This is a genomic window from Polyangium sp. 15x6 (assembly GCF_029960785.1).
In the GTDB taxonomy this organism is placed as follows: Bacteria; Myxococcota_A; Polyangia; order Polyangiales; family Polyangiaceae; genus Polyangium.
Genome location: NZ_JASBQE010000002.1, coordinates 104,918 through 131,041, shown reverse-complemented (window position 1 = coordinate 131,041; position 26,124 = coordinate 104,918). Strand labels below are relative to the sequence as shown.

The 26,124-nt window shown below is 70.2% G+C and carries 18 protein-coding genes; 13 read left to right on the top strand and 5 right to left on the bottom strand.

Annotated elements, in window-relative coordinates; all coding sequences use genetic code 11:
- Positions 1-14 precede the first annotated feature (14 nt).
- Complete coding sequence (locus QHF83_RS02010) at positions 15-764, top strand: fatty acid desaturase (RefSeq protein WP_282416028.1); 750 nt, start codon at positions 15-17, stop codon at positions 762-764.
- A gap of 338 nt (positions 765-1,102) precedes the next feature.
- On the opposite strand, the gene QHF83_RS02005 is transcribed toward QHF83_RS02010, so the two are convergent.
- From QHF83_RS02005 to QHF83_RS01995, 3 genes are read right to left on the bottom strand one after another with little or no spacing between them, the layout of a single operon-like run.
- On the bottom strand, positions 1,103-1,879 hold the full coding sequence (locus tag QHF83_RS02005) for a hypothetical protein (protein WP_282416027.1): 777 nt from the start codon (positions 1,877-1,879) through the stop codon (positions 1,103-1,105).
- A 33-nt stretch (positions 1,880-1,912) separates the two neighbouring features.
- Positions 1,913-2,362, bottom strand: coding sequence for an EVE domain-containing protein (locus QHF83_RS02000; protein ID WP_282416026.1), 450 nt, complete (start codon positions 2,360-2,362; stop codon positions 1,913-1,915).
- Between the two features lie 47 nt (positions 2,363-2,409).
- A complete protein-coding gene (locus QHF83_RS01995) occupies positions 2,410-2,949 on the bottom strand; it encodes a L,D-transpeptidase family protein (RefSeq protein ID WP_282416025.1) in 540 nt (179 codons plus the stop codon).
- Between the two features lie 122 nt (positions 2,950-3,071).
- Here QHF83_RS01995 and QHF83_RS01990 point away from each other — a divergent pair, with 122 nt between their 5' ends.
- The 4 genes from QHF83_RS01990 to QHF83_RS01975 all read left to right on the top strand — a co-directional run bounded on the left by QHF83_RS01990 (position 3,072) and on the right by QHF83_RS01975 (position 10,162).
- Entirely contained in the window at positions 3,072-4,067 is a 996-nt protein-coding gene (locus QHF83_RS01990; RefSeq protein ID WP_282416024.1) for a sigma-70 family RNA polymerase sigma factor, read from the top strand.
- 171 nt (positions 4,068-4,238) lie between these two features.
- Positions 4,239-4,694 (top strand): hypothetical protein, encoded by a 456-nt coding sequence (locus QHF83_RS01985; protein WP_282416023.1) that lies wholly within the window; start codon positions 4,239-4,241, stop codon positions 4,692-4,694.
- Positions 4,695-5,288: 594 nt separating this feature from the next.
- Positions 5,289-7,877 carry a hypothetical protein gene (locus QHF83_RS01980; RefSeq protein ID WP_282416022.1) on the top strand — a complete coding sequence of 863 codons (2,589 nt, stop codon included), beginning with the start codon at positions 5,289-5,291 and terminating at the stop codon, positions 7,875-7,877.
- Positions 7,874-10,162 carry an Rv1355c family protein gene (locus QHF83_RS01975; protein ID WP_282416021.1) on the top strand — a complete coding sequence of 763 codons (2,289 nt, stop codon included), beginning with the start codon at positions 7,874-7,876 and terminating at the stop codon, positions 10,160-10,162. Before QHF83_RS01980 ends, QHF83_RS01975 begins: the two co-directional genes overlap by 4 nt.
- A 333-nt stretch (positions 10,163-10,495) precedes the next feature.
- Here QHF83_RS01975 and QHF83_RS01970 read toward each other — a convergent pair whose 3' ends face one another.
- The gene (locus QHF83_RS01970; RefSeq protein ID WP_282416020.1) at positions 10,496-13,942 is read right to left on the bottom strand and encodes a serine/threonine-protein kinase; all 3,447 of its coding nucleotides are present in this window, start codon (positions 13,940-13,942) and stop codon (positions 10,496-10,498) included.
- A gap of 123 nt (positions 13,943-14,065) precedes the next feature.
- Here QHF83_RS01970 and QHF83_RS01965 point away from each other — a divergent pair, with 123 nt between their 5' ends.
- From QHF83_RS01965 to QHF83_RS01945, 5 genes are read left to right on the top strand one after another with little or no spacing between them, the layout of a single operon-like run.
- On the top strand, positions 14,066-15,865 hold the full coding sequence (locus QHF83_RS01965; RefSeq protein WP_282416019.1) for a M14 family metallopeptidase: 1,800 nt from the start codon (positions 14,066-14,068) through the stop codon (positions 15,863-15,865).
- A gap of 56 nt (positions 15,866-15,921) precedes the next feature.
- Positions 15,922-17,151: a hypothetical protein gene (locus tag QHF83_RS01960; RefSeq protein ID WP_282416018.1), complete on the top strand. Its 1,230-nt coding sequence runs from the start codon at positions 15,922-15,924 to the stop codon at positions 17,149-17,151.
- 16 nt (positions 17,152-17,167) lie between these two features.
- Positions 17,168-18,361 carry an aminotransferase class V-fold PLP-dependent enzyme gene (locus QHF83_RS01955; protein ID WP_282416017.1) on the top strand — a complete coding sequence of 398 codons (1,194 nt, stop codon included), beginning with the start codon at positions 17,168-17,170 and terminating at the stop codon, positions 18,359-18,361.
- Positions 18,358-19,308: a GNAT family N-acetyltransferase gene (locus QHF83_RS01950; protein WP_282416016.1), complete on the top strand. Its 951-nt coding sequence runs from the start codon at positions 18,358-18,360 to the stop codon at positions 19,306-19,308. The genes QHF83_RS01955 and QHF83_RS01950 overlap by 4 nt, the downstream gene beginning before the upstream one ends.
- A gap of 44 nt (positions 19,309-19,352) precedes the next feature.
- Entirely contained in the window at positions 19,353-21,326 is a 1,974-nt protein-coding gene (locus QHF83_RS01945; RefSeq protein ID WP_282416015.1) for an FTR1 family protein, read from the top strand.
- A 108-nt stretch (positions 21,327-21,434) separates the two neighbouring features.
- Here QHF83_RS01945 and QHF83_RS01940 read toward each other — a convergent pair whose 3' ends face one another.
- Positions 21,435-22,295 carry a metallophosphoesterase gene (locus tag QHF83_RS01940; protein WP_282416014.1) on the bottom strand — a complete coding sequence of 287 codons (861 nt, stop codon included), beginning with the start codon at positions 22,293-22,295 and terminating at the stop codon, positions 21,435-21,437.
- Positions 22,296-22,442: 147 nt separating this feature from the next.
- Here QHF83_RS01940 and QHF83_RS01935 point away from each other — a divergent pair, with 147 nt between their 5' ends.
- From QHF83_RS01935 to QHF83_RS01925, 3 genes are all read left to right on the top strand, one after another.
- On the top strand, positions 22,443-24,191 hold the full coding sequence (locus tag QHF83_RS01935; protein ID WP_282416013.1) for a phosphoenolpyruvate carboxykinase (GTP): 1,749 nt from the start codon (positions 22,443-22,445) through the stop codon (positions 24,189-24,191).
- 226 nt (positions 24,192-24,417) lie between these two features.
- The gene (locus QHF83_RS01930; RefSeq protein WP_282416012.1) at positions 24,418-24,987 is read left to right on the top strand and encodes a MarR family transcriptional regulator; all 570 of its coding nucleotides are present in this window, start codon (positions 24,418-24,420) and stop codon (positions 24,985-24,987) included.
- Positions 24,988-25,049: 62 nt separating this feature from the next.
- Positions 25,050-26,120, top strand: a complete 1,071-nt coding sequence (locus QHF83_RS01925; RefSeq protein ID WP_272423714.1) for a polyprenyl synthetase family protein — start codon at positions 25,050-25,052, stop codon at positions 26,118-26,120.
- The last annotated feature ends 4 nt before the right edge of the window (positions 26,121-26,124 follow it).

Sequence of the window (26,124 nt, the reverse complement as noted above, 5' to 3'; positions counted from 1 at the left end):
ACCGCTATTTTTACTTGTGGTACGACGGTTTTTACCTGGTCCTCTGCGGCTCGCTGGTCGCCCTGATGGTGACGACGGGCTTCCAAGGACTCGCGCCGGTCTGGGACGCGCGCCTGTGGCTGGTGCTGCCGCTAGCCTGTCATCTGCAGATCCTGTGCAGCGTGTTCATCCACAACGCGACGCACAACAACTTCCCGCGCCCGATCAACCGGATCGTGGGAGAGCTCTGCGGGATGGTGGTGCTGACGCGGTTCGCATCCTGGGAAGTGATCCACCAGCGCCATCACCGCTACTCGGACGACGTCGCAAAAGACCCACACCCGGTACTACCGAGCTACTTCAAGTTTCTAGTAAATACGATCGTGAACGTGGAGCATCAGCTCCAGCAGATTTATTTCGATCTGTACGGCGATACGCCCGAGAACCGGCGATACGAGCGGCTGAGGGCATACGTGAGCTACGGAACGAACCTGCTCTTGATCGCGACGTGGTACCTGTTCCTGGGGAAGGTAGGCTTCTTCTTCCTGTTCGTACCAGCGTCGATCGTGGGCTTCGTCCACCTCGTGCACTTCAACTGGTCGACGCACAACGCATTCTCGCCAAGCAACGATTTCAAGCCGGTGAACCTCGACCACGGGTATTACAAGGTCGGTAACTGGCTGTGGTTCGGCATTTACATGCACGCAAACCACCACAAGCGCGCAGGGATGTTCAATCCGGCGAAGCTTCAGCCAAGTCTGCCGATCACGCCGCCGCCGGGCTGAGGCGTTTCGCTGGGGCTTCGCCCCAGGCCCCACCAGGGGCTATCCGCCCCTGGACCCGGACCAGCCAGGGGCTGGACCCGGGGTCGATGAACTGCGCGATGCGCAGTTCATCGAACAGGCCAAGTCAAGACTGGCGGGCGATCCTGCCAACCGAGACAGCCGCGCTGACGTTTCAGGCGGCAACGCTGTCCCTGGTCTTCCAACGGGCCCGCTTGGAAGAACTGCGCGGAGCGCAGTTCTTCCACCCTCGGTCCAGGCCGTGCCTGGTCCGGGTCGAGGGGCGGACAGCCCCCGCGGGGTCCGGGGCAGAGCCCCGGCGCGACGGCCTCCGCGTGAAACTACTGCGACGCAGCCGGAGGCTTCGGACCCTCGGGGGGCTTCGGCGCCGCCGGGGCAGGCTTCGGCGGCTCGGCCTTCGGGGCCTCGGCCGGTTTGTCCTTCGCGCCGTCCGTCGGCTTCTCCGTCGGCCCTGCGGGCTTCGCGGCGCCTGCGTCCGTGCCTGCGTCGGCCGGGGCGGCGTCGGTCGCGGCATCTGTCGCGGCGTCTTCGACGCCTGCGTCGACTGGCTCGGCGGGCGGAGGGGCTTCGGGGACGGGCTTCGGGGGCTCTTCTGCCGGGCGTTCGTCGGTCCAGCAGGCTGCGTTCGGCGGGGGCTGGTAGGTGAGTGCGTGCGAGGCGCGATCGCCCTTCTTCGTCACGAGCGGGTCGGTCTTGTAGACCTTGGCCTCGCCGCACTCGTACGCCGTGAGGTCACGCTCCTGGGTCTTGCCTGCGCGGAGGGGAACGGACGCGCGCTCGTTGCTGCACTGCGCCCACTCGACCTTGTACTCGGCGTTCGCGTCTGGCAGGACGAGCCGTGCGCCTGGATCTCCCTCGGCGCGTTTGCCGAGGAGCATGACCTTGGCGACCTGATCGTCGTCGTCGAGCACGGTGACCCGGACTGGCTGACGGAGGCCGCCGCGCATCTTGCTCGCCTCGCCGAGCGTGAAATCGGCGCAGACGGGCTCGCCCGTGATGGTCGAAGTCACCTGGGCGTTGGAGCAGGCGACGAGGGAGGTCGCGAGGAGCGCGAGGGCGGCGAACGCGGAGCGCGAGCGCAGGCTGTGGCGGATCACGGCGCGCAGCGTCGCCCCGGGGGGGGCCTTTCGTCAAGTCCGGCGCGGTTTCTTCACCGGGAGTTTTGTTTTTCCGAGCGCGAGCACGTGCTCGAAGTGTGGGGCGGAGACGGGGACCACGCTGAGGCGCGAGCGCTTGAGCAGGGCGATGTCGGCCAGGGCTGGGTCGCTCTTGATGACCTCGAGCTCGACGGGGGCTTTGAGGGCGACGACGGGCTCGACGTCGACGGCGCTCCAGTCCTCGCCCTCGGCGGTGGGATCGGGGTACGCCTCGCGGGCGACGCGGGCGATGCCGACGACGGACTTGCCCTCGTTCGAGTGATAGAAGAGCAGGAGATCGCCCTTCTTCATGGCGCGCAGGTTGTTCCGGGCCTCGTAGTTGCGCACGCCGTCCCAGACTGCCCGCTTGTCGGCGAGGAGCTGAGCGAACGAGTATTTGTACGGCTCGCTCTTGACGAGCCAGTAATGCGTCTCCGTCGTCATGGTTCGTCGGGACCATACAGCCCGACTCCCCGATCCAACAACAGGAATCAGTCCGTGATCACGAGCGTCGTGTCGTCGGGAACGAGCCGGGAGAACTCGTCGATTTCGGCATCGTCGAGCGCGATACAGCCGTGCGTCCAGTCCGATTGCTTGTGCACGCCGTTCCAGTCGCGCTGGCCCACGCCGTGGATGCCGATGCCAAAGCCGATCGTACGGCCGGGCGGCACCTCGCCGCGGCGCTTCAGATCGGCGAACCGCGCGCGGTCCTCGTCGTTCGGGTAGGTCACGTTCAGGAACTGATGGAACAGACCCTTGAAGCGGCCCTTCACGCGGTACGTGCCGACGGGCGTGACCTTGTCGCCCTCGAAGCGCTTGGGGCCGGCGCCGCCGCTCCCGATCGCGACCTGGTACGTCTTGAGCACGCGGCCGCCTTGGGCGATGAGCTCGAGCCGATGCTCGCTCTTGTCGACGCGGACGAGCGAGACGACGTCCGCCTCGGGTTTGCCAGGCTTTGCGGCCGGCGCGCCGGGGAGCGGGGAGGAAAAGAGGACCGTCGGGACCATGAGCAGCGCGAAGAGGGCGTTCATGCCCCGCTGTCGGGGATCTCCCGGCGATCGTGACGATCGGCCCACGCGAAAAAAATCATTTTTTCGGCTGTCACACTCCGGGTACGTTCTCCGATGAGGGGGCGATGAGCGCTCCGATGACCATGGACGAACCGAGGCTTGCCGAACCGCTGGCAGATCCGGAGCTGCGGCGATTCTTGCTCGATTTCGTGCGCCGCAGGGTCTCGCCCGCGGACGCCGACGATATCGTCCAGACCGTCCTCTGCGAGGCGCTCACTGCGAAGAACCGCCCGGACGACGGCGCGGAGCTGCGCAAGTACCTGCTCGGGATCGCGCGGCACAAGGTCGCGGACGCGCACCGGCGCACGGCGCGCGAGGAGGTGCGGGATCCGCCGGAGCTCGTGGCGAGCCCGCCGCCGGTCGAGGAGGAGGCGCTCATGCGCTGGGCCGAGCGTCAGGCCCCGGCGACCGAGGAGGCCAAGAAGACGCTCGCCTGGATGGCGCGGGAAGGCGAGGGCGAGAAGCTCGAGAGCATCGCGGAGGAAGAGCAGGTCCCGGCGGCGCGGGTGCGGCAACGCGTGTCGCGCATGCGGCGCTGGATGAAGGAGCGGTGGCTCGCGGAGCTCGCGGCCGTGGCGGCGCTCGCGGTCCTCGCGGTCGTGCTCTGGCGAGTGGCCCAGGACGCCGAGGATCCCGAAGAGGCGATCCTGCCGCTGCCGGACCGGGTACCCGCGCCGTCGGATACGCCGCTCGATCGGGCGAGGGCGCTCCGGGCGGACGCGCTCTGGTGGTGCGAGCGCGGGTCGTACCGGGTCTGCGTGGAGCAGCTCGACGCGGCGAAGCAGCTCGATCCCACGGGAGATCAGGCGCCCGAGGTGCAGGCGGCGCGCGAGCAGGCGCGGCGGGCGCTCACGACGCCGCCGCCTGTGCCCACGTCGACCGAGCGGAACACGAAGGGCGAGAAGGGCGAGATCGACGAGAAGGTAAAGGCGCCGCCGAAGGTCGCTCCGCCGCCGAAGCCCGCGCCCACGAGCGCGAAGCCGAAGCTCGATCCGGAGCTTTTGGATCGGGGCACGGACAACGAAAAGCCCTCCGTGAAGCAGCGGAAGAAGGGTGACGTCGAGCTACTGAAGAAGTGAGCCAGGTCCCGTAGTCACGTGCCTTAAGGCCTGGGTGCGTCTTGTCCGGCGAAACCCGCGGGGCTTGGCCCTTGCTTGCCAAGCTTTCGGCCCTCCTGTACGCTGACCGAGGCGAGGAGTGGGCGGCAGCGTTGCGTCGGTGGTGCGGCTGGAGCGAGCTGGATGAAGAACATGGCCTTCCAGAAAGTGGGCGACTACATCGTCCTCGTCCACAACGCCATGGCGCCCACCGACGAAGAGTGGGACGAATGGATGCAGCACTACACGTATGAGTCCATTCTCATCATCACGGACGGGGGAGCGCCGACCGCCTCGCAACGTAAGCGCCTGAAAATGCGCGTCGATGAGCTGCGCGCGTCGCCGAGCTACGTGCCGAACAAGAAAGAGCCGAAGGTGGCGACGGTCACCGCGTCTTCGTTCGTCCGCGGCGTGCTCACGGCGCTCCGATGGTTTTACCACGATGCGTACGCGGCTTTTCCGCCGGATCACATCAATCAGGCGCTCACGTATCTCGACGTTCCGCCGCGGTATCACATTGCGATGAAGACCGCGGTCCAGACGCTCCGCTTGGCGCTCAAGAAGGCGAAGGCCGGCGGGCCGTCGAAGGCGATGCCCGACGAGGGCTGACTCCGCGGAAATCCGAGCGACCAGGGGACGAACCCGATCATGCCTTGGTGTTGACAATTACACCGGAAGCGCATGACGACGGCCTTGACGCTGTCGGGGCCGTTCGATAAAAACGGGTGTTGGTCCGTGGCTCGAGCGCGTGTGAGCGCGCTCCGGCCACGACGAATGTCGGACCCGAGGTCGGGCCCCGAGGCCTTTCACTGCCCGAACGTGAGACCGCTGGAGGCATCGCACCTTGCTTGACGCGAAGAGTCGGCGCTTCCGTGCTTCGAAGGCTCCCCGAGGGGGTGCGGGGTGAGCAGCGAACGGGCGCCAGGCGCAGGCGGTGAGCCTCGACCCGTCTCGACCACGGAGTCACCCGCCCCGCCGAGCGTCAATCCGTTGTCGGACGGACCGTCGTCGGTGCGTTTTCCTCGGCTTACCGCGGATGGGCGAGCGGCGCTCGGAATGCTGGACGAGGAGCGTCGGAGCGAGCCGCCGCCGTCGGTGCGGTTTGCGAGGACCATACCGGAGGCGCGACACTCGTCGTGGGGCCCGCCGCGCGACGAGGACCATTTGACGGAGCCGCCGCCGTCGGTGCGATTTCCGCGGTCAATGCCCGAGGCGCGGCACTCGTCGTGGGGGCCGCCGCGCGACGAGGACCATTTGACGGAGCCGCCGCCGTCGGTGCGATTTCCACGGCCGATGACGGAGGCGCGGCATTCGTCGTGGGGGCCGCCGCGGGATGACGAGGGGCTCAGCGAGCCGCCGCCGTCGCTCAGGTTCCCGCGGCCGCTCTCGGGGCCGCCGCTCGGGCTGCGCAGCGACGAGGAGGGGCTCGCGGAGCCGCCGCCGTCGCTCAGGTTCCCGCGGTCGATCGCGCCGTCGGCGCCGGAGCGGGGGCCAGGGCGCGACGACGAGGTGCTCTCCGAGGGCTCGGCGTCGGTGCGGCTCCCACGCCTGACGGCCGAGGGGCGCGCGGCGCTCGGGATGCGCGAGGACGAGCCGCTCGGCGAGGTGCCGGCGTCGGTGCGGTTCCCGTCGCGGCGCCTGTCGGACATGCGGCCGCCGCGGCCCTCGGAGGCGCCGCGGCCTTCGGACTACACGGAGAACCCGCCTTCGGTGAGCCCGCCGTCGGTCCGCTTCCGGCGCGTGAGCGGCGAGGCGGGGCCGGGATATCGGCTGCGCGAGGGGGCGTGCGCGGTCGCGCTTTCCACCGAGGGGCGCTGGATCCTGCCCGCGTCCGTGGTGCGGCTCTCGCCCTCGGCGGTGTGGTTTTCCCCGGGCGACGGGCTGATTCCGCGGCTCGGCGGGCGCGTGACGGCGTACATGCTCTCGGGCAAGGGCGCCGTCGGGCCCGTCGAGGGCGTGGTGGTCTCGATCGAGCCGACGGGGCCGCAGGGCAACGTGCTCGTCAGCGTGCAGTTCGAGCGGGTCACGCAGGATCTCGGCCGGAAGATCCTCGGCCTCCTGCAGGAGCTCTACGTCGTCGGGCAGGCGGATCTCGCGCGGAGCCTGTCGCGCGTCCGCGAGCAGATCGACGATCCAGGCCGGGTGCGGGCGATCCTGCGGGCGCTGATCCACGCGGGCAGCGAAGGGCTCGTCGTGGGGTCGGACGTGCCGGTCAAGGCCGAGAAGATCGAGTCACGCGAGGACACGCGGGTCGTGTGGAAATCGGCGCAGAGCTGGGGCCCGCCGCCGTACATCGTGGATCTGGGCGGGTACAACTCGATTCATCGGATCCACCTCGACAAGGCCGAGTTCGAGGCCGATGGGCGCGTCACGACGCCGATGCCGACGCGGATCGAGCGGGTGCGGCACCGGTGGTTCCGGCGGTGCAAGGTGCAGCGTCCGATCACGGCGTCGTTCAAGCATCCGATATGGCCCGAGGTGGTCGTGTCCGGGCGGCCGGTGCTCGACGTCTCGTTCGCGGGGTTGTGCTTCGAGATCGAAGCCGACCAGGATCTCGTGTTCCCGGGCCTCGAGATGCCGGACATCGAGGTCTGCGTGGGGGAGGAGACGCCGCTGCACCTGCACGGCGAGGTCCGGTACGTGCTCCCGGCGCGCAATGGCGCGAAGGCGCGATGCGGGATCAAGGTGGGGCCGCGCACATCGAAGGACGAGGGGCCTTGGATGCGGCTCGTGAGCCAGGAGCTGCACGAAAAGACGCTCGGCGGATCGGAGACGCCGGAGTCGATGTGGAGCTTGCTGCAGCAATCGGGATATTTCAATTTGTCCGGTAAAACGCCGGATCAATTCGAGCCGCTGAAGAAGACGTTTCTCGAGTTCGGCGCGCGCGCGGCGGCGGCGCCGCGGATCATCTGCCAGGCCGTGTGGCCGTCGGAGCGCGGGATCGAGGCATCGCTCTCGGTGGCCAAGATCTACAGCGGGAGCTGGCTCGTCCACCAGCTCGCCAAGCGTCCGGGCAAGGCGCCCGGCGTGGCGCACGTGCGGCAGATCCTGCGCGACATCTATCTGCGGGCGTTCGAGTATCCGCAGCTCGATCCGGCCTTCACCTGGGCGCTCGCGTTCATCGACGGCGAGGTGCCCTGGTCGATGGCGCATCTCGATTTCGCGCGGCCGTACGTGGATCAGGGGCTCGCGGCGATCCGGCCGTTCCGGCTGCTCGAGCTGCAATCGGCCGGGACGAGCGAGGTGGTCTCGGGCGAGCGCTTCGATGTCGGGCCGGCGGCGCCTTTCGAGACGGCGTGGCTGCTCGACGAGCTCCGCAAGACGCACACGGCGGCGCTGCTCGACGCGCTCGATCTCGTGCCAGAGCGGGTGGATCTCGGCGAAACGGCGCGGCTCTGGAAGGAAGCGGGGATGGGGCGCGAGCGCGTGTTCTTCACGGCGCGGCGGGCGGGCGTTCCCGTGGCGGCGGCGATCGTGGAGACGGGCGAGACGGGGACGAATCTGTTCCGGCTGCTCGATTGCGTGCGCCTCTACGAGCTCGGCCGCGGCGGGCGGGCCGCGTTCGTCCCGCTGATCGAGGAGGCGCGGCAGTTCTATCGCAATCGCGGGAAGTCGAGCTTCGTGTACATGCACGAGCACCCGGACGGCGAGCACATCGAGCGCTGCAAGATGCTGGATCTCGGGCCGGGCAATTGCTGGGCGATTTCGGCGCAGATCCTCCCGGAGTTTCTGGAGCACGTCTACGAGCTCACGGCCATCGGCCGGTACAAGCCGAAGCAGGGGAAGGAATGAAGCTCGCCGAGCGGCTCGCGGCGCTCTCCGCGGTCGTGGATCAGGGGACGTATCAGCCGGCGCTGTTTTCGCTCGCCGATTCGTGGGATCGCCGCAAAGTCGAGGAGCTCGTCGCCTCGGGTCTGGTCCGCGAGGTGCACGACCGCTACGTCGATCAGCTCGCCGAGCTTTGTGCGACGCGGTCGCCGAAGCAGAGGCTGCGCGGCGCGGCGCTCGACGAGGCGGTGCAAGCGGCGCTCGGGGACGGCCCGCCGGAGGAGCGCGGGACCTGGGTGCATTACCCGTGGAGCGGGCGGCTCGTGCACGTGCTCGGCGAGGCCGAATATCGCGAGCTTCGTTTTTCACGCAATCGATACAAGATCACGCCGGACGAGCAGGCGCGGCTCCGGGACAAACGGATCGGCGTCGTGGGGCTGTCCGTCGGGCAGGCGAGCGCGGTGACGCTCGCGCTCGAAGGCGTGGGCGGGGTGCTCCGGCTCGCAGATTTCGACGAGCTCGCGCTCTCGAACATGAACCGCCTGCGCGCCGGGGTGCACGAGATCGGCTTGCACAAGTGCGTGATTGCGGCGCGCGCGATCGCGGAGATCGATCCGTACGTGCGGGTCGAGGTGAGCCGGACGGGGATCACCGAGGAGAACGTCGAGGCGTTCCTGACCGAGGGCGGAAAGCTCGATCTGGTGATCGAGGAGTGCGACGACCTCTATACGAAGGTTTTTCTGCGCGAACGGGCGCGGGCGCACGGGGTCCCGGTGCTGATGGAGACGAACGATCGGGGGATGCTCGACGTCGAGCGCTTCGATCGAGAGCCGGATCGGCCGGTGTTGCATTCGCTTCTGCGGGGGCTCTCGGCGGCGGATCTCAAGGGGCTGACGCAGGCGCAGAAGGTGGCCATCGTGCTCCGGATCATCGGGCCGGACGCGCTCAAGGGTCGGCTCGGGGCGTCGCTGCTCGAGGTGGAGGAGACGACGACGTCGTGGCCGCAGCTCGCCTCGGGGACGATGCTCGGCGGCGCAGTGTCGACCGACGCGGCGCGGCGTGTGCTGCTCGGCGAGTTGACGCGATCGGGGCGGTATTTCGTGGACCTCGACGCGCTCGTGAAGGACGGGCGCGAGGCGGAGGTGCTGGTCGACGCAGCGCTGGAGGAGGCGCTCGTACGGAGGCCGCTCCCGCCGCCCGCAGCGCCGCCGCTCGCGCGGCCGGCGGACAAGCGCACGGTGACGCGGGAGGACGTGCGCAGGCTCGTGGGGTTCGGCGTGCTCGCGCCGTCGGGCGGCAACGCGCAGCCATGGCGGTTCGTCGCGAAGGGCGGGCGGGTGCGGTGCAAGGTGTCGCCGGACGGGGGCCGGTCGCTGAACGATTTCCAGAGCTCCGCGAGCTTCGTGGCGCTCGGCGCAGCCGTGGAGAACATGGTCCTCGCCGCGCCCGCGATGGGGCTCTCGGCCGAGGTGGTCGATGCGGGGGACGCGAGCGATCCGCTCGCCGCATGCGACGTGGTGTTCCGCGTGGACGACTCGTCGTACGCGGTCGATCCGCTCTGCACAGTGATCGGCGCGCGCTCCACGAACCGCAAGCCAGGCACGGGCGCGTCGCTCTCGGATCGCGCGGCGGCGCAGCTCGCAGAGGCGGCGGAGGAGCGCGGAGGAAAATTGCTTCTCGTGACCGATCGGGCGGCGATCGCCGAGATGGGGGAGATCCTCGGGCAGGCCGATCGGATGCTATTCCTGTCGCGCAAGCACAACGAGGAGATGGGCGCGGAGCTGCGCTGGACGGAGGAGGAGGCGCTGAGGACGCGGGACGGGCTCGACGTGCTCACGCTCGACGTGCCGCCGTCGGCGCTCGCAGCGGTGCGGCTCGCGACCACGTGGAAGGCCGTGGAATTCGCGGCGAAGATGGGCGGCGGCGGTGCGCTCGCGAAGTCCGCCCGGCACCTGGTCGCGTCGTCGTCCGCGATGGCGCTCGTCGTGTTCCCGGGGACGTCGTCGCGCTCGTATTTCGAGGGCGGCCGGGCGCTCGAGCGCGTGTGGCTTTCCGCGACGGCGCAGGGGATCGCAATCCAGCCATGGTCGGCGATGTTGTATCTCTTCGCGCGGCTCGAACGAGGCGGAGGCAAGGCGCTCGAGCCAAAGGTGCGCGAGCAGCTCGGGGAGCTCCGGCAGCGGTTCTTGCGCGTATTCGAGGTGCCCGCAGGGCACGCGGAGATCCTCCTGTTCCGTCTCTCGAAGGCAGAGCCGCCGACGGCGCGCTCGCTCCGGAAGCCAGTCGAGGACGTGCTGACGTTCTTGTAGGCTGGGGGCCGCTGCGCTGGGGCGTTGCCCCAGGCCCCACCAGGGGCTGTCCGCCCCTGGACCCGGACCAGCGCAAGCGCTGGACCCGGGGTCGATGAACTGCGCGATGCGCAGTTCATCGAACAGGCCCCCAGGCAAGACCGGCGAGCCAAACCAAGACCGCCGCGTGGACGTGTCGTTCGGCAACGTTGTCGCTGGTCTTGCCACCGGCTCGTGGAAGAACCGCGCATCGCGCGGTTCTTCCAACCCGAGTCCAGGGCTTGCCCTGGTTCGGGTCGAGGGGCGAACAGCCCCCGCGGGGCCCGGGGCAGAGCCCCGGCGCGGCGCCCCCAGCTAGTCCGCGATCGGCCAGCGCAGGCGGAGGATCTCGGGGGCGATGCGGCGGAGCTCGGCGCGCAGGGATGTGGCCGCCATGCGTTGCTCCGGGTTGTGGCGCAGACACTGGAACAGGAACATGCCCACCGAGGCGAGCCGACCTTGCGAGAGACGGCGGATCTTCGGGGGCAGACCGTCGTGCGTGAGGTGCGCTGAGATCAGCGCCACGTCGCTCGGCCCGTCGAAGAGCGTGTCGCCGGTGAGCACCTCGTATGCGAGACAGCCGAAGCTGTAGATGTCGGCCGTGAGCGGCGTCGCGGTCGCGCCCTCGGGCACGATGTCCCAGACCTCGGGTGCGCCGTAGTTCGCGGTGGCGCAGCCGGGCCGGATGTGCCGGCCTGCGAGGCCGAAATCGACGAGCACCGGACCCTTGCCGCCGCGCAGGATGATGTTCGAGGGTTTTACGTCGAGGTGGCCGATGCGGACCGAGTGCATCGCTTCGAGGCCCGCGAGCACGCCGTCGAGAAGCGCGAGCGCGGTCTGGATCGTGAGGCTCCGGCTGTCGATGAGCTGATCGGCGCGCACGCCCTCGATGAGCTCCATCACGAGGATCGGCTTTGGCCGCGCGCCGGCGTCGAACGTGACGAAGCGCGGGAGGTTCGGCTGATCGGGGAGTGAGAGCAGCGCGCCGGCCTCGTCGCGGAAGAGCTTCAAGAACTCGGCCTCGGATACGCTGCGCGCGGCCGTCGCGTCGTAGTCGGGTACTTTGAGGGCAAAACGTTCGGCGTTCGAGTCGTGCCGCTCCTCGGCGCGCGTGACGACGAAGACCGTACCGATCGCGCCGCCGCCGAGCCTTCGGTGCACGAAGTAGCCGCCGATGGTGCGGCGCGGCGGCAGCCACGCGGGCAGGGGGAGATCGGTCGTGGGCAGCTCGTCGGGATCGCTCGCGCGCGCGCCGGCGCGCTGGCCGGGGAGCGTGCAGAGGCGCGGCAGGACGAGCGAGGCGGCGAGCGCGATCGGGGCCGGGGCGGAGGCGCGGGCGGCCGCGACGAGTTTTTCGATCGCGGCCTGGAGCTCCACCGTGGCGCCGCCTTCGCGGGCCATCCCGGCGGCGAGGGCGAGCGCGTGGGCGCCGAGGATCGTCGAGTGCGGGGTCTCGTCGCTCTCGCCGTCGCCGAAGCGGCGGCGCGCGGACGCCGTGAGGCGCGCGAGCGCGACGAGCGCGTCTTCGAGGGAGACGAGGGGAGAACCCTCCTTCGTGGCGGACTCGGCGAGCGGAGCGAGGGCGCGCGCCGCGCGGACGGCGTCGAGGCCGCGGGCGAGGCGGGCGAGCGCGGTGCGCAAGGCTTCGGTGCGCTGCGAGGTGCCTTGCGGGAGCTCGGCGACGAGGGACTCGAGCGCGGCGAGGGCGGCGTCCATGCGCTCCTCGGCGCCGCGATCGGCCGCGGCGGCGTTGATCGCGTCGGTGAAGCGCGAATGGCAGGCGAGGAGCTGGCGGACGTCGGGGTGCACGCTCGCTTCGGCGAGGATCGCGAGCGTCTCGGGATCGCCGCTCCGCATGCAGGCGAAGAGCAGGACGTCGGCGGCGTCGGCGGCGTGCGTGCGGACGAGCGCGTCGAAGGCACGGGCGACCGTGGCGACGACCGCGCGGCGGAGGGGCGATCCCGGCTCGGCGGTGAGGCGCTTCGACAGCACGTCGCACGTGTCGAGCAGGCGCCGCTTGCCGCGGCCGCGGGCGGCGTCGCCGTCTCCGTCTCCGTCGCTGCTCTCGCCGTCGACGACGTGGAGCAGGGCGCGGAGGTTTCGCTGGTGAAACGTGGCCTGCGGAGGCGTGCCCTCGGCCGGGGACTGCGCCTCGACGCGGAGGAGCCAGCGCGTGATGCGATCGTCGAGGGCGTCGAGGCCCGGCGTGGCGCCCTCGGTGCCGGAGCCGCGCCGTTCGAGCAGGAGCAGGCTGCGGAGCGCGCCGGACTCGTACAGGTTCGAATCGAGCTCGCGGACGAGGCGCGCCGCGGCGCGACGGGAGAGGTTCGTCTGCGGAAGGCCGGGCGGCAGGGCGCTCGGTTTGACGGGGAGGCCGCCGCGCGCCGAGGGCGTGGGGCTCGAGCCTGCGTCGAGCGCGTCGAGGGCGTCGAGCGTGCTCGCGGCGAGGTCGAGCGCGCCGAGGGCGCGGGTGTGGGCCTCGCGCGAGCCGCTCTCGACGAACGCGTCGACGGCGCCGCGCACGGTGGCGGCGAGCTCGGAGGGCTCGCGGCCTTCGAGATCACGGAGGATGCTCTGGCCGAGGGCGGTGAGGCCGTCGTCGGTCTGTGGGGCGGCGAGGCTCACGGCGAGGGCCTGGACGCACGCGGCGCGAGCGCGCGTGCCGAACGCGGGGCCGAGCTCCACGCGGAGATCCGCGACGCTGTCGGCGACCGCGATCGGGTGGGCGGCGGTGATCGCTTCGAGTAGCGCTTCGGCCGCCTCGGGCTCGGCGTCGGCGGCGCGCGGCAGGCCCCAGACCATGGCGATCGCGAGGCCGGGATCTTCGCGCAAGAGGCCCGAGGCGAGGAGATCGCGGCTCGTGGCGAGGTTGTTCTCCGGATCGACGGCGATGCTCGCGACGAGCGAGGTCGCGGCGCGGCGCCACTCGGTGGGTGTGAGGTTCGGCGCGAGGTTTTTCCGGACTTCGCGTTCGAGCTCGGGCAGCGCGCCGGAGAGCAGGCCCCGCGCGGCCGCGACGTGCCGCCAGACGAGCGTCTCGCGATCGGCGAGGAGGAGGTGGTAGGCCTCGAGGACGACATCGGGCGCGGTGGCGCGGCTCGAGGACGCGGGCGCGTCGGCGCTCAGGCCGCGGAAGAGACGCAAGGCGTCGTCGTCGCCCTGGCTCGCGCGGCGGACGGCTTCGCGCGCGGCGCGTTCGAGCAGGCGCGCGGCGAGGCGGCGCTCGGGGAGCGAGCCGGTGGAGGCGCTGCCGACCCAGTCGCGGGCGAGGTCGCGGCGGGAGACGAGCGCGAGCGCGAGCGGATCGACGGGCACGTCGACGCTGCTCGGGAGCTGCAGGGCGAGGGCGATACGCGCGCGCACGGGCGCGCCGGCGAGGGCGCGCGCGCTGCCGAGGGCCATGCGCGTGGCGAGCGCGACGAACGTGGCGGCGCTCCCGTCGTAGAGCTGGGCGAGGACGCGCCTCCCGATCTCGCGTCGCTCCGGACCGAGCGGGAGCGCGCCCGTGATCTCGTAGAGCGCGACGGCGGCGGCCGCGGGCGCGAGCCAGCCGAGATCATCGAAGAGCCCGTCGGCGAGCGCGACGCGGATGCCCGCGAGCAGCGCTTCCGCGGAGAGTCCGTCGAGTGGCGGCGGGCCGTCGAGCGAGGCCTCGATCGCGAGCGAGGCGATGCTCTGCCGGAAGACGCTGCGGCGCGCGCTGCGATCTTCGTACCTGTGGAGCTCGAGGAGTCCGTCGAGGAAGTCGGCGCGCGCGCGCAAGGGTGTGCCTCTAGCTCGTGATGATTCCCCGAACGACGGGCGTGGGCAACGTTTTTACCATCGTCTCCAGCGGAAGGATTTCATGCGCTTGCGAGGCGGCGATCCGTTTGCAAGGGTGCAGACATGTCGAAGGATCCGAGCGAGGCGCGCGCGCGGCTCGAAGCGATGTCGGTGGGGTTTCGCGCGAAGTACGTGACGTACGACGAGCTCACGCGGCAGGTGCGTGCCTGGGCGGAAGGTTTTCCCGAGTTCGTGCGGCTCGAGAGCCTCGGAAAAACGCTGGAAGGGCGCGACATCTGGCTGCTCGCGATCGGGCGGGATCCCGCGGGAGACGGGCCGGCAGCGTGGGTGGACGGCAACATGCACGCGGTCGAGCTCGCCGGGTCGAGCGTGGCCCTCGCCATCGCCGAGGACGTGATCCGGAACCTGGTTTGTCCGAGCGAACCTTTGCACGATCTGCCCGCGCACCTCGGGGCGCTCTTGCGGGAAGACGTGGTGTTTTACGTGCTGCCGCGCATGTGCCCGGACGGCGCGGAGAGCGTGCTCCGCACGGGCGGCTACGTGCGATCGAACCCGCGCGACGATCGGCTCGGCAAGGGCGCGCCGTTCTGGAAGAGCGGCGACGTCGACGGCGACGGGCTCGCGCTCTCGATGCGCAGGCTCGATCCGGCCGGGGATTTCGTCGGTTCGCCGGAGGATCCGGATCTCATGCTGCCGCGGCGCATCGAGGACGCGGGGCCGTTTTACACGGTGTATCCCGAGGGCACGATCGAGCACTGGGACGGCTTCTCGATCCCGGCGCCGGACTACCTCTCGGACAACGCGGTCGACATGAACCGCAACTTTCCCTACGGCTGGGCGCCCGAGCCGCACCAGAAGGGCGCGGGCGCGTACGCCACGAGCGAGCCCGAGTCCCGCGCGGTCGTCGAGTTCACCTCGAAGCACCCGAACATCTTCGCGTGGGTGAACCTGCACTGCTTCGGCGGCGTGTTCATCCGCCCGTCGGGCGAGCAGCCCGATAACCGCATGGATCCCACGGATCTCACGCTCTACCGGACGCTCGACCGCTGGGCCGAGGACATCACCGGCTACCCCATGGTGAGCGGCTTCGAGGAGTTTCTCTACGAGCCCGACAAGCCTCTCCGCGGGGATCTGAGCTCCTACGCGTACACGCAGCGCGGCGCGGTCTCGATGGTGTGCGAGCTCTGGGACTTCTGGAAGCAGGTGGGTTTGCCCGTGCTGCGGCCGTTCGTCTGGAACTACCAGCGGCGCACGCGCGAGGACACGATCCGCATGGCCGCGTGGGATCGCGAGCACAACCAGAAGCGGATCGTCGGCGCGTGGCGGCCGTTCGTGCATCCGCAGCTCGGGCCGGTGGAGATCGGCGGACACGATCCGCGCTTCGGCATCTGGAACCCGCCGCCGGATCGGCTCGGCGAGCTCTGCGAGCGGCAGTCGCGCTTCTTCCTGCGCCTCGCCTCGCTCGCGCCGCGGCCGCGGCTCGTGGAGGCGCGCGCGACGCGGCTGGCCGGGGGTTCGGGGGCGGAGCTCGGCTCGTCCGAGCGGAGCCCCCGAGCGTCGACCGACGATCTGTGGGAGGTGTCGGCCGTCGTCGAGAACCTCGGCTTCTTGCCGACGTTCGTGCTCTCGTCGGCAAGAAGCCTTCCCTGGAACGACGTCGTGCGGGCGCAGATCTCGCTCGGCGAGGGCGTGACGCTCGTGTCGGGCGAGCGCGAGGCGGCCCTCGGTCACCTCGAAGGCTGGGGCGCGGTGGATGCGATGAGCTCGCCCGGTTTTCCGCGTACGGGCGGCGGTCCGCGGCGCGGGCGCGTGCGCTGGATCGTGCGGGGGCGCGGGGTGGTGACGATCCGCGCAGGCTCGCCGCGCGTGGGCAAAGTGGAAGCGCGCGTGGAACTGGGATAAAGCAGGCTCGGCCGCCGCCGAGGTTCGGTCGGGCCGGCTCTGGAGGGTTTTTCGTCATGTCGAGGTCGCTCCTCAGCTTGCCGCTCGCCGGCCTGCTCGCGTTTTCGCTTTTCGCGTGTGAATCGAAGGACACCCCGCCGGCGCCCGCGCCGGAGAAGGTCGACGAGGCGAAGGCGAAGGCGGACGCGCTGAAGCCGGAGGCGAAGGCGGAAGCGAAGCCCGAAGAGGCGAAGCAGCCCGAGGCGGAGGCGAAGGTCGAGGCCCCGAAGGACGAGCCCAAAGCCGACGAGAAGGCGAAGGCCGCGCCAACGGACGAGGCGAAGGCGGCGGCGCCGAAGGGCGAGACGAAGCCCGCGGCGGACGTCGCCGCGAAGACCACGGTGCCGGACGCGCCGAACGGGATCCTGCCGAAGGGCGCCGCGGACAAACTCGTCAAGGCGGGCGGGCGGCCGGTCGTGCGGCTGCTTGCGGCGGGCGGAGAGCCGCGAACGGTCGCGTCCTACGCGCTCGTGAAGGGCACGTCGAAGCCGCTGCGCATGGGCATGGAGCTCGAGATGAGCATGAGCGCGGCGGGCATGAACCTGCCGCCCACGAAGATGCCGCGCATGGTCATGACGTTCGACTTCTCGACCGGCGACAAGAAGGGGAGCGACTGGCCGATCGAGGGCACGCTGAAGGACGTCGGGGTCGAGTCGCAGGCGCCGGGGCAGGACAAGATCGCCGAGGCGCTCCGTCCGCAGCTCGAGCCGATCAAGGGGCTCGGGATGCGCTACTTCGTCGACGAGAAGGGCCGCGTCCACGACGTGACCATGAGCATGCCGAAAGCCGTGCCGCAGGCGGCGCAGCAGATGATGGCGGGCATGACGCAGTCGATCGAGTCGATGATGGCGCCCTTGCCGGACGAGCCCGTGGGCAGCGGCGCGAAGTGGGAGGTCATCGGTCGGCTCACGGCGAACGGCGCGGATCTGCTCCAGGTCTCGACGTTCACCCTGAAGGAGCGCAAGGGCGACGTGCTCACGCTGGACATCGCGGTGAAGCAACTCGCGGCGAAGGATTCGGTGAACCCGCCGGGCATGCCGCCGGGCGCGTCGGCGCGGCTCGTCGCATTCAAGTCGCAGGGCGGCGGCACGAGCGTGCTCGACACGAAGGACGTCGCGCCGTCGGGCGGATCGATGACCGTGAAGAGCTCGATGACGCTCGAGGTGCAGGTGAGCGCGGGCGGCAAGACCGAGAAGCAGAACACCTCGGTCGACACGAACGTGACCGTGTCGTACTCGCGCAAGTGATCGGGGAGGCAGGCGCATGAGCGACGAGGCGGGACGCGCGCTGGATCTCGGCGCGTTTCGGGCGGCGTACGGCCACTTTTTGAAGGGCGATCGGGTGCTCCTCACGGGCCACTCGCACCAGGCGTGGCCGGACGTCGCGCGTGCGGCGATGCTCGAGGCGTTCGACGACGCCGCGCGGCTCGTGGACGACAAGTGGTCCCGCGCGGTCTTCCCGAAGATGGAGTCCGTCGGGCGTCGCATCCTCGGGCGGCTCGGGTTCGACGAGGGGGATGCCATCACCTTCGGCAAGAGCACGCACGAGCTCGTCACGCGCCTGCTCTCGTGTTTCCCGCTCGCCTCGGCGCCGCGTGTGGTCACGACGCGGTCCGAGTTCCATTCGTTGCACCGCCAACTATCACGCCTCGCGGAGGACGGCCTTCGCGTCACGTGGGTCGACACGGCGGATCGCGAGACCCTCGTGGATCGGTTCCTCGAAGCGATCGTGCCAGGAACGAGCCTCGTGGCGCTTTCGGCCGTGCTTTTCGAGGATGCCTTCGTCGTGCCGCGGATCGGCGAGATCGCGGCGCGCGCGGTGGAGGTTGGCGCCGTCCCGCTCGTCGACGCGTACCACGCGTTCAACGTGGTGCCGATCGCGTGGGGACCCGCGAAGGACGCGCTCTTCGTGACGGCTGGCGGCTACAAGTACGCCGAGCTGGGGGAGGGGATCTGCTTTTTGCGGTCCCCCGCGACCACAAAACTTCGGCCGGCGGACACCGGCTGGTTCGCGGATTTCTCGGCGCTCGAAGGCGAGCGCACGGAGGCCGTGGGGTACGGGCCGGGCGGCGCACGGTTCTCGGGCGCGACGTTCGATGCCACGCCGGTCTACCGCGCGGACGCGGTGCTCCGGCACTGGGATGCGTTCGGGCTCGACGTCCCGGCCCTGCGCGCGATCTCGCTCCGGCAAACGCGCCGCATCCTCGCCAAGCTCGACGCGGCGGGGCTCGCCGATCGCGTGGCCTCGTCCCGCGTGGACGAGCGGCGCGGCGCTTTCGTCGCCGTACGATCTCCGGGCGCCGGGAACGTCGTCGAGCGGCTCCGGGCGCGCGAGGTCTTCGTCGACTCGCGCGGCGAGCTCGTGCGGATCGGCCCGGCGCCGTACCTCACGGACGACGAGATCGATCGCGGCACGATCGCCGTCGCCGAGGAGATCCGCCGGGAGGTCGCGTCGTGAATCGCACGTACGTGCCCTGGCTCGACGACGCGCGGGTCGCCGAGGCGGCTACGCAGACGCACGTGATCTGGTCGGGCGGCCGCACGCTCGAAGCGCACATCGAGGGCCAGCGCGCGCAGCTCCGCCGCGCCGGGCCCGCGATCCTGCGGTACACGGGCCTGCTCGACGAGAGCGGGCGGCTCGTCGCAGGCATCAAGCGCTACGGCCTCTCCGTGAGTGTCCCCGGCGGCGGCAAGGCCCCGGGCGTGGGCATCGGCGCGGTCTTCACGCTGCCCGACGCGCGCGGGACGGGCGCTGCGAGCGAGCTCCTTCGCGCCGTGCTCGACGAGGCGCGGGCCGACGGCGTCGCGCTCGCGCTTCTTTTTTCGGACATCGATCCCGGCTTCTACGAGCGGCTCGGCTTCGTCGCGTTGCCTTCGCTCGAACACACGGCGACCGTCTCCGCGCTCCCGGCCGAGACCTCGCTCGACGCGCGTCCTTCCACGCCCGAGGACGAGCGCTGGATGCTCGAAACCTACGACGCGTCCTGGGATCCCTCGTTCGTGCGGCCCGCGCGCACGCTCGACATCCTGCGGTACTTCCGCTTCCGCAATCACGGCGATCTCGGCTGGATCCTTCGTCGTGACGGGCGCGACGTCGGCTACGTCCTCGCCGCGCTTCACGACGGCAAGCGCGACGACGGCGCCGAACCGCCGCCCCGCACGTTGTGGGTCGACGAGTGGGCCGCGCCCGGGATCCCGCGGGAAGACGTCCTCGGCGCTCTCCGCCGGATCGCGCTCGCCGAGGGCGCCGCGCACGTCGCGAGCTGGCTCCCGCCCCACCTCGAGGGCGAACCGTTCGTCGCAAGAAACCGCCCCACGGCGATCGCGATGGCGCTTGCACTCGGCGAGGGTTTTCCCATGATCGATCCCGGAAAAACGTTCTTCGGGTCCTTGGATCACTTCTGATCCAGCCCTTGCAACGGTTCGTGGTTTCGGTACCATTGTTGAACATGATTTTCATCTTCGCCCGTCTCCGGTCGCTCGTGGCGCTGCTCGCGGCGGCGCTGGTGCTCGTGGCCGCGCCCCTCGCGAGGGCGGACTACGGAGATCCGCCCGAGGTCGAGGCGCAGCGCCTCGTGCACGTGCTCGGCTACGTGGGCGCGGACTACGGCGGCGCCGTGGAGCACGGCGCGATCACGAACCAGAGCGAGTACGACGAGCAGCTCTCGCTCCTCGACGACGGCGCGAAGATCGCCGGGCGGATCCAGCCCGCGCTGCCTGCCGATGCGCCACGCGTGGATCTGCCGTCGCTCGTCGGCAAGGTGCGCGGGCTCGTCGACAAGAAGGCGCCCGCGAGCGAGGTGACGGAGGCGACGCTCGAAGCGCGCACGGCGATCCTCGGCGCGTTCCGTCTCGCGGAGGCGCCCGCGACGGCCCCGAACGCCGAGCGCGGCCGTGCGATCTTCCAGAAGCACTGCACCGAGTGTCACGGCGAGCAAGGCCGCGGCGACACGCCGAAGGCCGCGACGCTGAACCCGCGGCCCGCGAACTTCTGGGATCCGGAGGTGGCGGACGGCATGACGCCGTTCCGCGTGGCGAGCACCGTGCGCTTCGGCGTGCAAGGCACCGCGATGGTGCCGTTCTCGCAGCTCAGTGAGGCCGAGCGATGGGACGTCGCGTTCTACGTGGTCTCGCTGCGGCACACGGAGTCGCCCGCGGACGGATCGCCGACGTACGCGCTCGCGGAGCTCGCGACCCGCTCGGATGCGTCGCTGCGCGGGGAGCTGCTCGCCGCGGGCGTGGCGGAGGATCGTGTCTCCGCGGTGCTCGCGGATTTGCGCAAGCGCGCGCCTTACGAGGATCGCGCGGCCCGCTCGCCGCTCGCGCTCGCGCGGGCCAAGCTCGATCGCGCGCGCGTCGCGCTCCAGCGCGGCGATCGCGAGGGCGCGAAGGGGCAGATCATCGACAGCTACCTCGAAGGCGTCGAGCCGGTCGAGGCGCAGCTCAAGTCGATGGACGCCGGCGTCGTCGCGCGCATCGAGGACCACTACATGGGCCTGCGCGCCGCGCTCGATCGGGGCGAGACGCCGGCCGAGCTCGGCGCCGCGATCGGCCGGACGCTCGCGGAGCTCACGGCCGCCGAGTCGAGGCTCAAGGAAGACGCGAAGCGTACGAGCTTCGTGTCCACGGCGATCTCGAGCGGCGGCATCGTCGTGCGCGAGGGCGTCGAGGCCGCGCTGCTCGTCGCGGCGCTGCTCGGCCTCGCGGCGCAGGCGGGCCACTCGGACAAGAAGCGCTACGTCCACGCCGGGTGGGCCGTGGCGATCGTCCTCGGCGTGCTCACGTTCATCCTCTCGCTCCGGCTCGTCACGATCTCGGGCGCGAAGCGCGAGCTCATCGAGGGCATCACGGCCCTGCTCGCGACGGCCGTGCTCTTCTACGTGAGCTACTCGCTGCTCGCGAAGCGCGAGGTCCAGCGCTGGATGCGCTTCCTCAAGGAGCACATCTCGCCGCGCAAGGCCGCGCTCTCGCTCTTCGGCGTCTCGTTCCTCGCGGCCTACCGCGAGGCGTTCGAGACCGTCCTCTTCTACCAGGCCTTGCTCGCCTCCGACGCCTCGTCGCTCGCGGCCGTCGTGGGTGCAGCCGTCGGCGCGGTCGTGCTCGTGATCATCGTGACCATGTACACGCGGGCTGGACGTTTCGCGCCGCCGCAGGTCTTCTTCCGCATCTCCAGCTACCTGCTCTACGGCCTCGCGGTCGTCTTCATCGGCCAGGGCCTCTCGGCGCTGCAGATGGCGGGCGTCGTGCCGGCGCACCGGGTCGGCCTGCCGAGCCTGCCCGTCCTCGGCTTCTATCCGACGCTCGAGACGATCACCGCGCAGCTCATCCTGCTCGCGCTCGCGGTGGGCGCGTACGTGTGGAACAAGCGTTCGCCCCAGCCCGGCCCGCCGCGCGGCGCGACGCCCGCGCCGGCGAAGGGCTAGAGCATCGACCGGTTCGATGCTCGGAAGATCGTGAAGCGATCTTCCCTCGGGGGGGTGAATCGTCCGGGCTGAGAGGGGGACGCGGGGCGCCCCCTCGGGACAAGAGTTCTAGAACGCGACCCGGTGCACCGCCGGTGCCCCCGGGTGCAAGAGCCGGAGGCCTCGGCGGGCAACGTCCTCGGCGTTCGCCGCCGACTCCGCGAGATCCCACTCCAGATACATCTTGTCCCCGTCGAAGCAGCCGAAGCTCGTCGACACGCAGAGCATCGGCTCGCGATCGATCGCGTAGCCCGTCCGCGCGACGTCGTGCCCGTACACGGCCACGCGCGCGTTCGGATGGATGGCGCGGAGGAAGGACCACGCGCGCTCGGACGAGGTCGTTCGAGCCCAAAGGAGCGCGCCGAGCGTCCCGCGGGCGGCCATCTCTTCGAGCGTCAGGCCTGTACACCCGTCGAGTGACAGGTTCTCGAGATCGTCGCGGCTCTGGATGCGAGCGTGCGGCGCTGCGTGCAGCATGACGAGCTGAGCCTTCGGGGCCACCGCGACGAACGGCCACGTACGGAACCAGGCGCGCATCGACAGCGTGCCCTCGTCGCCGAGCAGCTCCTCGAGCCGCAGCGCTTCGTCCGGGAAGAACTTCGCGACGATCGGGCCGCCGACGTGCGCGTGCTCGTGGTTGCCGAGCAGATAGTGAACGCGGCCGGGGTACCTGTTTTGCAGGTCGCGCGCTCGTTCGAGCAGCGCTGGCGAATCGCCTTCGTAGTAGCTGCCGAGGTAGTCGGGCCAATCCATCTCGGCGAGCTCGGGCCCGTGTACCAGGTCGCCCGTGACGACCAGGACGGCCCCATCGGGCTCGCGGGCGGCGCGTTCGAAAATGGCAGTGATGCGCTCGAAGTCGTCCACGTGACCCTGCAGGTCCGTGGCGACGATGAGCTTGCCGCGTTCTGGAAGCACGACGACGCGTCGCACAGCGGGCGAGAGTACCGCACTTCGGCCTTCTTGCTCGTGAAAGCGCGTCACGCCCTCGTCATATCGGAATCGGGCAGAGGCGGGTGCAGTCCCCGCGGAATGTCACCCGGTAGCGTCTCGCTGGCCTGGGGGCTACTCTACCGCGCCATGAACAATCAGAGCCTTTCCGCGTGGGTCGACGAGGTGGCCCGCCAGACGGAGCCCGACCGCGTGGTGTGGTGTGATGGTTCCGAGGAGGAGTATCGCGGCCTCGTGCAAGCCATGCTCCGGGACGGCACGCTGCACGAGCTCGACCAGGCGGCGTACCCCGGGTGTTACCTGCACCGGAGCCATCCGTCCGACGTGGCGCGCACCGAGCACCTTACCTTCATCTGCTCGGATCGGGCCGAGGACGCCGGACCGACGAACAACTGGATGTCCCCCGCGGACGCGCGCGAGAAGGTGGGCCGCCTGTTCGACCGCTCGATGCGCGGACGGACGATGTACGTGGTCCCGTACCTGATGGGCCCGGTCGGCTCGCCCGCTTCGAAGGTCGGCGTCGAGATCACGGACAGCGCTTATGTCGCGGCGAGCATGCGGATCATGACCCGTATGGGGAAGGTCGCGCTCGAGCACCTCGGCACGTCGAGCGACTTCTGCCGCGGTTTGCACTCGCTCGGCGACCTCGACCCGAACCGCCGCTTCATCGCGCATTTCCCCAAGGAGCGGCTCATCTGGAGCGTGGGCTCGGGCTACGGCGGCAACGCGCTGCTCGGCAAGAAGTGCTTCGCGCTGCGCATCGCGAGCACCATGGCGCGCGACGAGGGCTGGCTCGCGGAGCACATGCTCATCATGGGGCTCGAGGATCCCGCGGGGAACGTCAGCTACATCTGCGCCGCGTTCCCGAGCGCCTGCGGCAAGACGAACCTCGCGATGCTCGTCCCGCCCGCGAGCCAGCAGGGCTGGAAGGTGTGGACCGTGGGCGACGACATCGCGTGGCTGCGCGTCGGCCCCGACGGTCGGCTCTGGGCGGTCAACCCCGAGGCGGGCTTCTTCGGCGTCGCGCCTGGCACGAGCCGCAAGACGAACCCGAACGCGCTCGCCACGGTCCAGCACAACACGATCTTCACGAACGTGGCGATGACGCGGGATCGGCATCCGTGGTGGGAGGGCATGGATGGCCAGGTGCCGGGCGAGCTCACGGACTGGCAGGGCAGGGCGTGGACGTCCGCGAGCAAGGAGCCCGCTGCGCATCCGAACAGCCGCTTCTGCGCGCCGGCGAAGCAGTGTCCCTGCGTCTCGTCGTTGATGGAGGCGCCCGAGGGCGTGCCGATCAGCGCGTTCGTGTTCGGCGGTCGCCGGGCCAAGCTCGCGCCGCTCGTGTACGAGGCGCGCGACTGGGCGCACGGCGTCTACCTCGGCGCGTCGATGGCCTCGGAGACGACGGCGGCGGCCACGGGCAAGGTCGGCGTCGTGCGCCGCGACCCGATGGCGATGCGCCCGTTCTGCGGATACAACATGGGCGACTACTTCGGGCACTGGCTCGAAATGGGGCGCGGCCGCCCGCATTTCCCGAAGGTCTTCCACGTGAACTGGTTCCGCACGAACGACGCGGGCAAGATCCTCTGGCCTGGCTTCGGCGAGAACCTGCGCGTGCTGCGCTGGATCAACGATCGCGTCCACGGCCGCGCGAAGGGCCGCGAGACGGCGCTCGGCATCTTCCCGAACGAGGGCGAGATCGACACGAGCGGGCTCGATCTGCCGGAGTCGGCGATGAGCGAGCTCTTCTCGATCGATCGCGAGGCGTGGCTCGCGGACCTCGCGGATCAGGAGGCGTTCTTCGGATCGTTCGGCGACAACATGCCGGAGGGGATCTGGCGCGAGCACCGCGCGCTTCGTTCGCACCTCCAGACCTGACGCGGCTTCTCTGCGAATCCGCACCCGCGGCCCTGGCGACGACGTCGGGGCCGCTTCGTTTCCATCCTCTGCATCGACCTCCGCCCGAGCCTTTCGCGTCGCGTCGTCACACCGCGCCGTCGCGGCGACGCATTGCGCTGCGCGCGAAATGTCTGCGCCACGCCTTGACCTCGTCGTGCTTTATCGCTACTTGCAGTTTCAAAATCTTTTGAAAGTTCATTCCACCATGTCCGAGCGCGAAACACCGAAACTGGACGACGGCCACGAGGCCGAGCTCATCGCGGCCGAGGCGATCGGCGACGTGATCGAGCACTGGGGGTTTCGTCGTGTCCTCGGGCGCGTGTGGACCATCCTGTTCATCGCGGCGGAGCCCTTGCCCGCGGCCGTGATCGGCGAGCGGCTGAGCCTGTCGGCGGGGGCGGTGAGCATGTCGCTCACCGAGCTGCAGCGCTGGGGCGTGGTGCGGCGCGTGTTCCGGCCGGGGGAGCGCAAGGAGTACTTCGAGGCCGAGACGGACTTCTGGAAGATGATCTCGAAGGTCTTCGACGAGCGCGAGCGGCTGCTCGCCGAGTCGGTGCGGGCGCGGCTCGAGCGCGCGGTGGCGATGCTCGAGGCCCGGCCGCGGCTGCCGGGGGCCGAGCAGCGCGCCGATCGCGTGCGCCGGCTGCTCTCCTTCGTCATCGTCGCCGAGACCGCGCTCGACGGCTTCATCCGATCGCGCCGCGTGGACTTTTCGCCGTTCGGCGACCTCATCCGTTTTCCGCTTCGCGTGGCTTCACGCAAGCGCAGGGCCTAGCCATCTCGAGACCCTTCGGTCCGGGGACGGCACGGAAATGCCGTGCCCCGGCGGGAGAACCCATGTCGATCGCAACGTATCCCATCCAGCGCGTCCCTCATCACGACGTCGTCGGGGCCCTCGAGCGTGGCTGCCAGGAGCACGGCCTCGATCCGCTCGCGGGCAAGCTCGCGGAGCTCCGGCTCTTTCTCGCGCACGACCTCGACGAGGTCGATCGCGCCATCGCAGCTGTAGGGCTCGGGGCGGAGACGCCGGCCCAGGCGAGCGCGCGGCACCTGCTCTCGCAGGACGGCAAGCGCCTGCGGCCCATCGTCGTCGCGCTCGCGGCGCACGTGGGCAAGGGCTTCAACGACGCGGCGCGCGCCTACGCCGTGGCCGTCGAGCTCGTGCACAACGCGACGCTCCTGCATGACGACGTCGTCGACGTCGGCGCGCGAAGGCGCGGCGCCGACGCGGCGCGCGTCATCTACGGCAACGCCGCGAGCATCTTCGGCGGCGACTGGCTGCTCGTCGAGGCTCTGTGCCGCATCCAGCGCGCCGGCAGCGCCGAGGTCCTCGCGCGCATGCTCGACGTCATCAAGGAGATGGTCATCGCCGAGTCGATGCAGCTCGCGCGCCGGGGCAAGCTCGACACGAGCGTCAGCGACTACTTCCACATCGTCGATGGCAAGACGGCCTCGCTCTTCCGCTGGGCGATGTTCGCGGGCGGGCGCGCCGGCGGCGTGAGCGACGAGGGCTGCGAGGCGCTCGTCGATTACGGCAAGAAGCTCGGCGTCGCGTTCCAGCTCGTCGACGACGTCCTCGATGTCGCGGGTGATCCCGAGGCCACGGGCAAGACGCTGCTCGCGGATCTCGGCGAGGGGAAGATGACGTACCCCTTGCTCTGCGCGCTCGAGCGTTGCCCGGAGCTCGTGCCGCTGCTCGAGGCCGTGTGCGCGGGTGAAGAGGTCGGGCCCGAGGTGGGCGGTCGCGTGGCGTCGCAGCTCCGCTCGTCAGGCGTGGTCGACGAGTGCCTCGCGCTCGCGCGGAAGCTCTGCGAAGAGGCCATCGCGGGGCTGTCTTCGATCCCGGATGGAGTCGCCAAGAGTGCGCTCGTGACCGTCGCGCGCGCGACGCCCGAGCGCAGGAGGTAAGCGC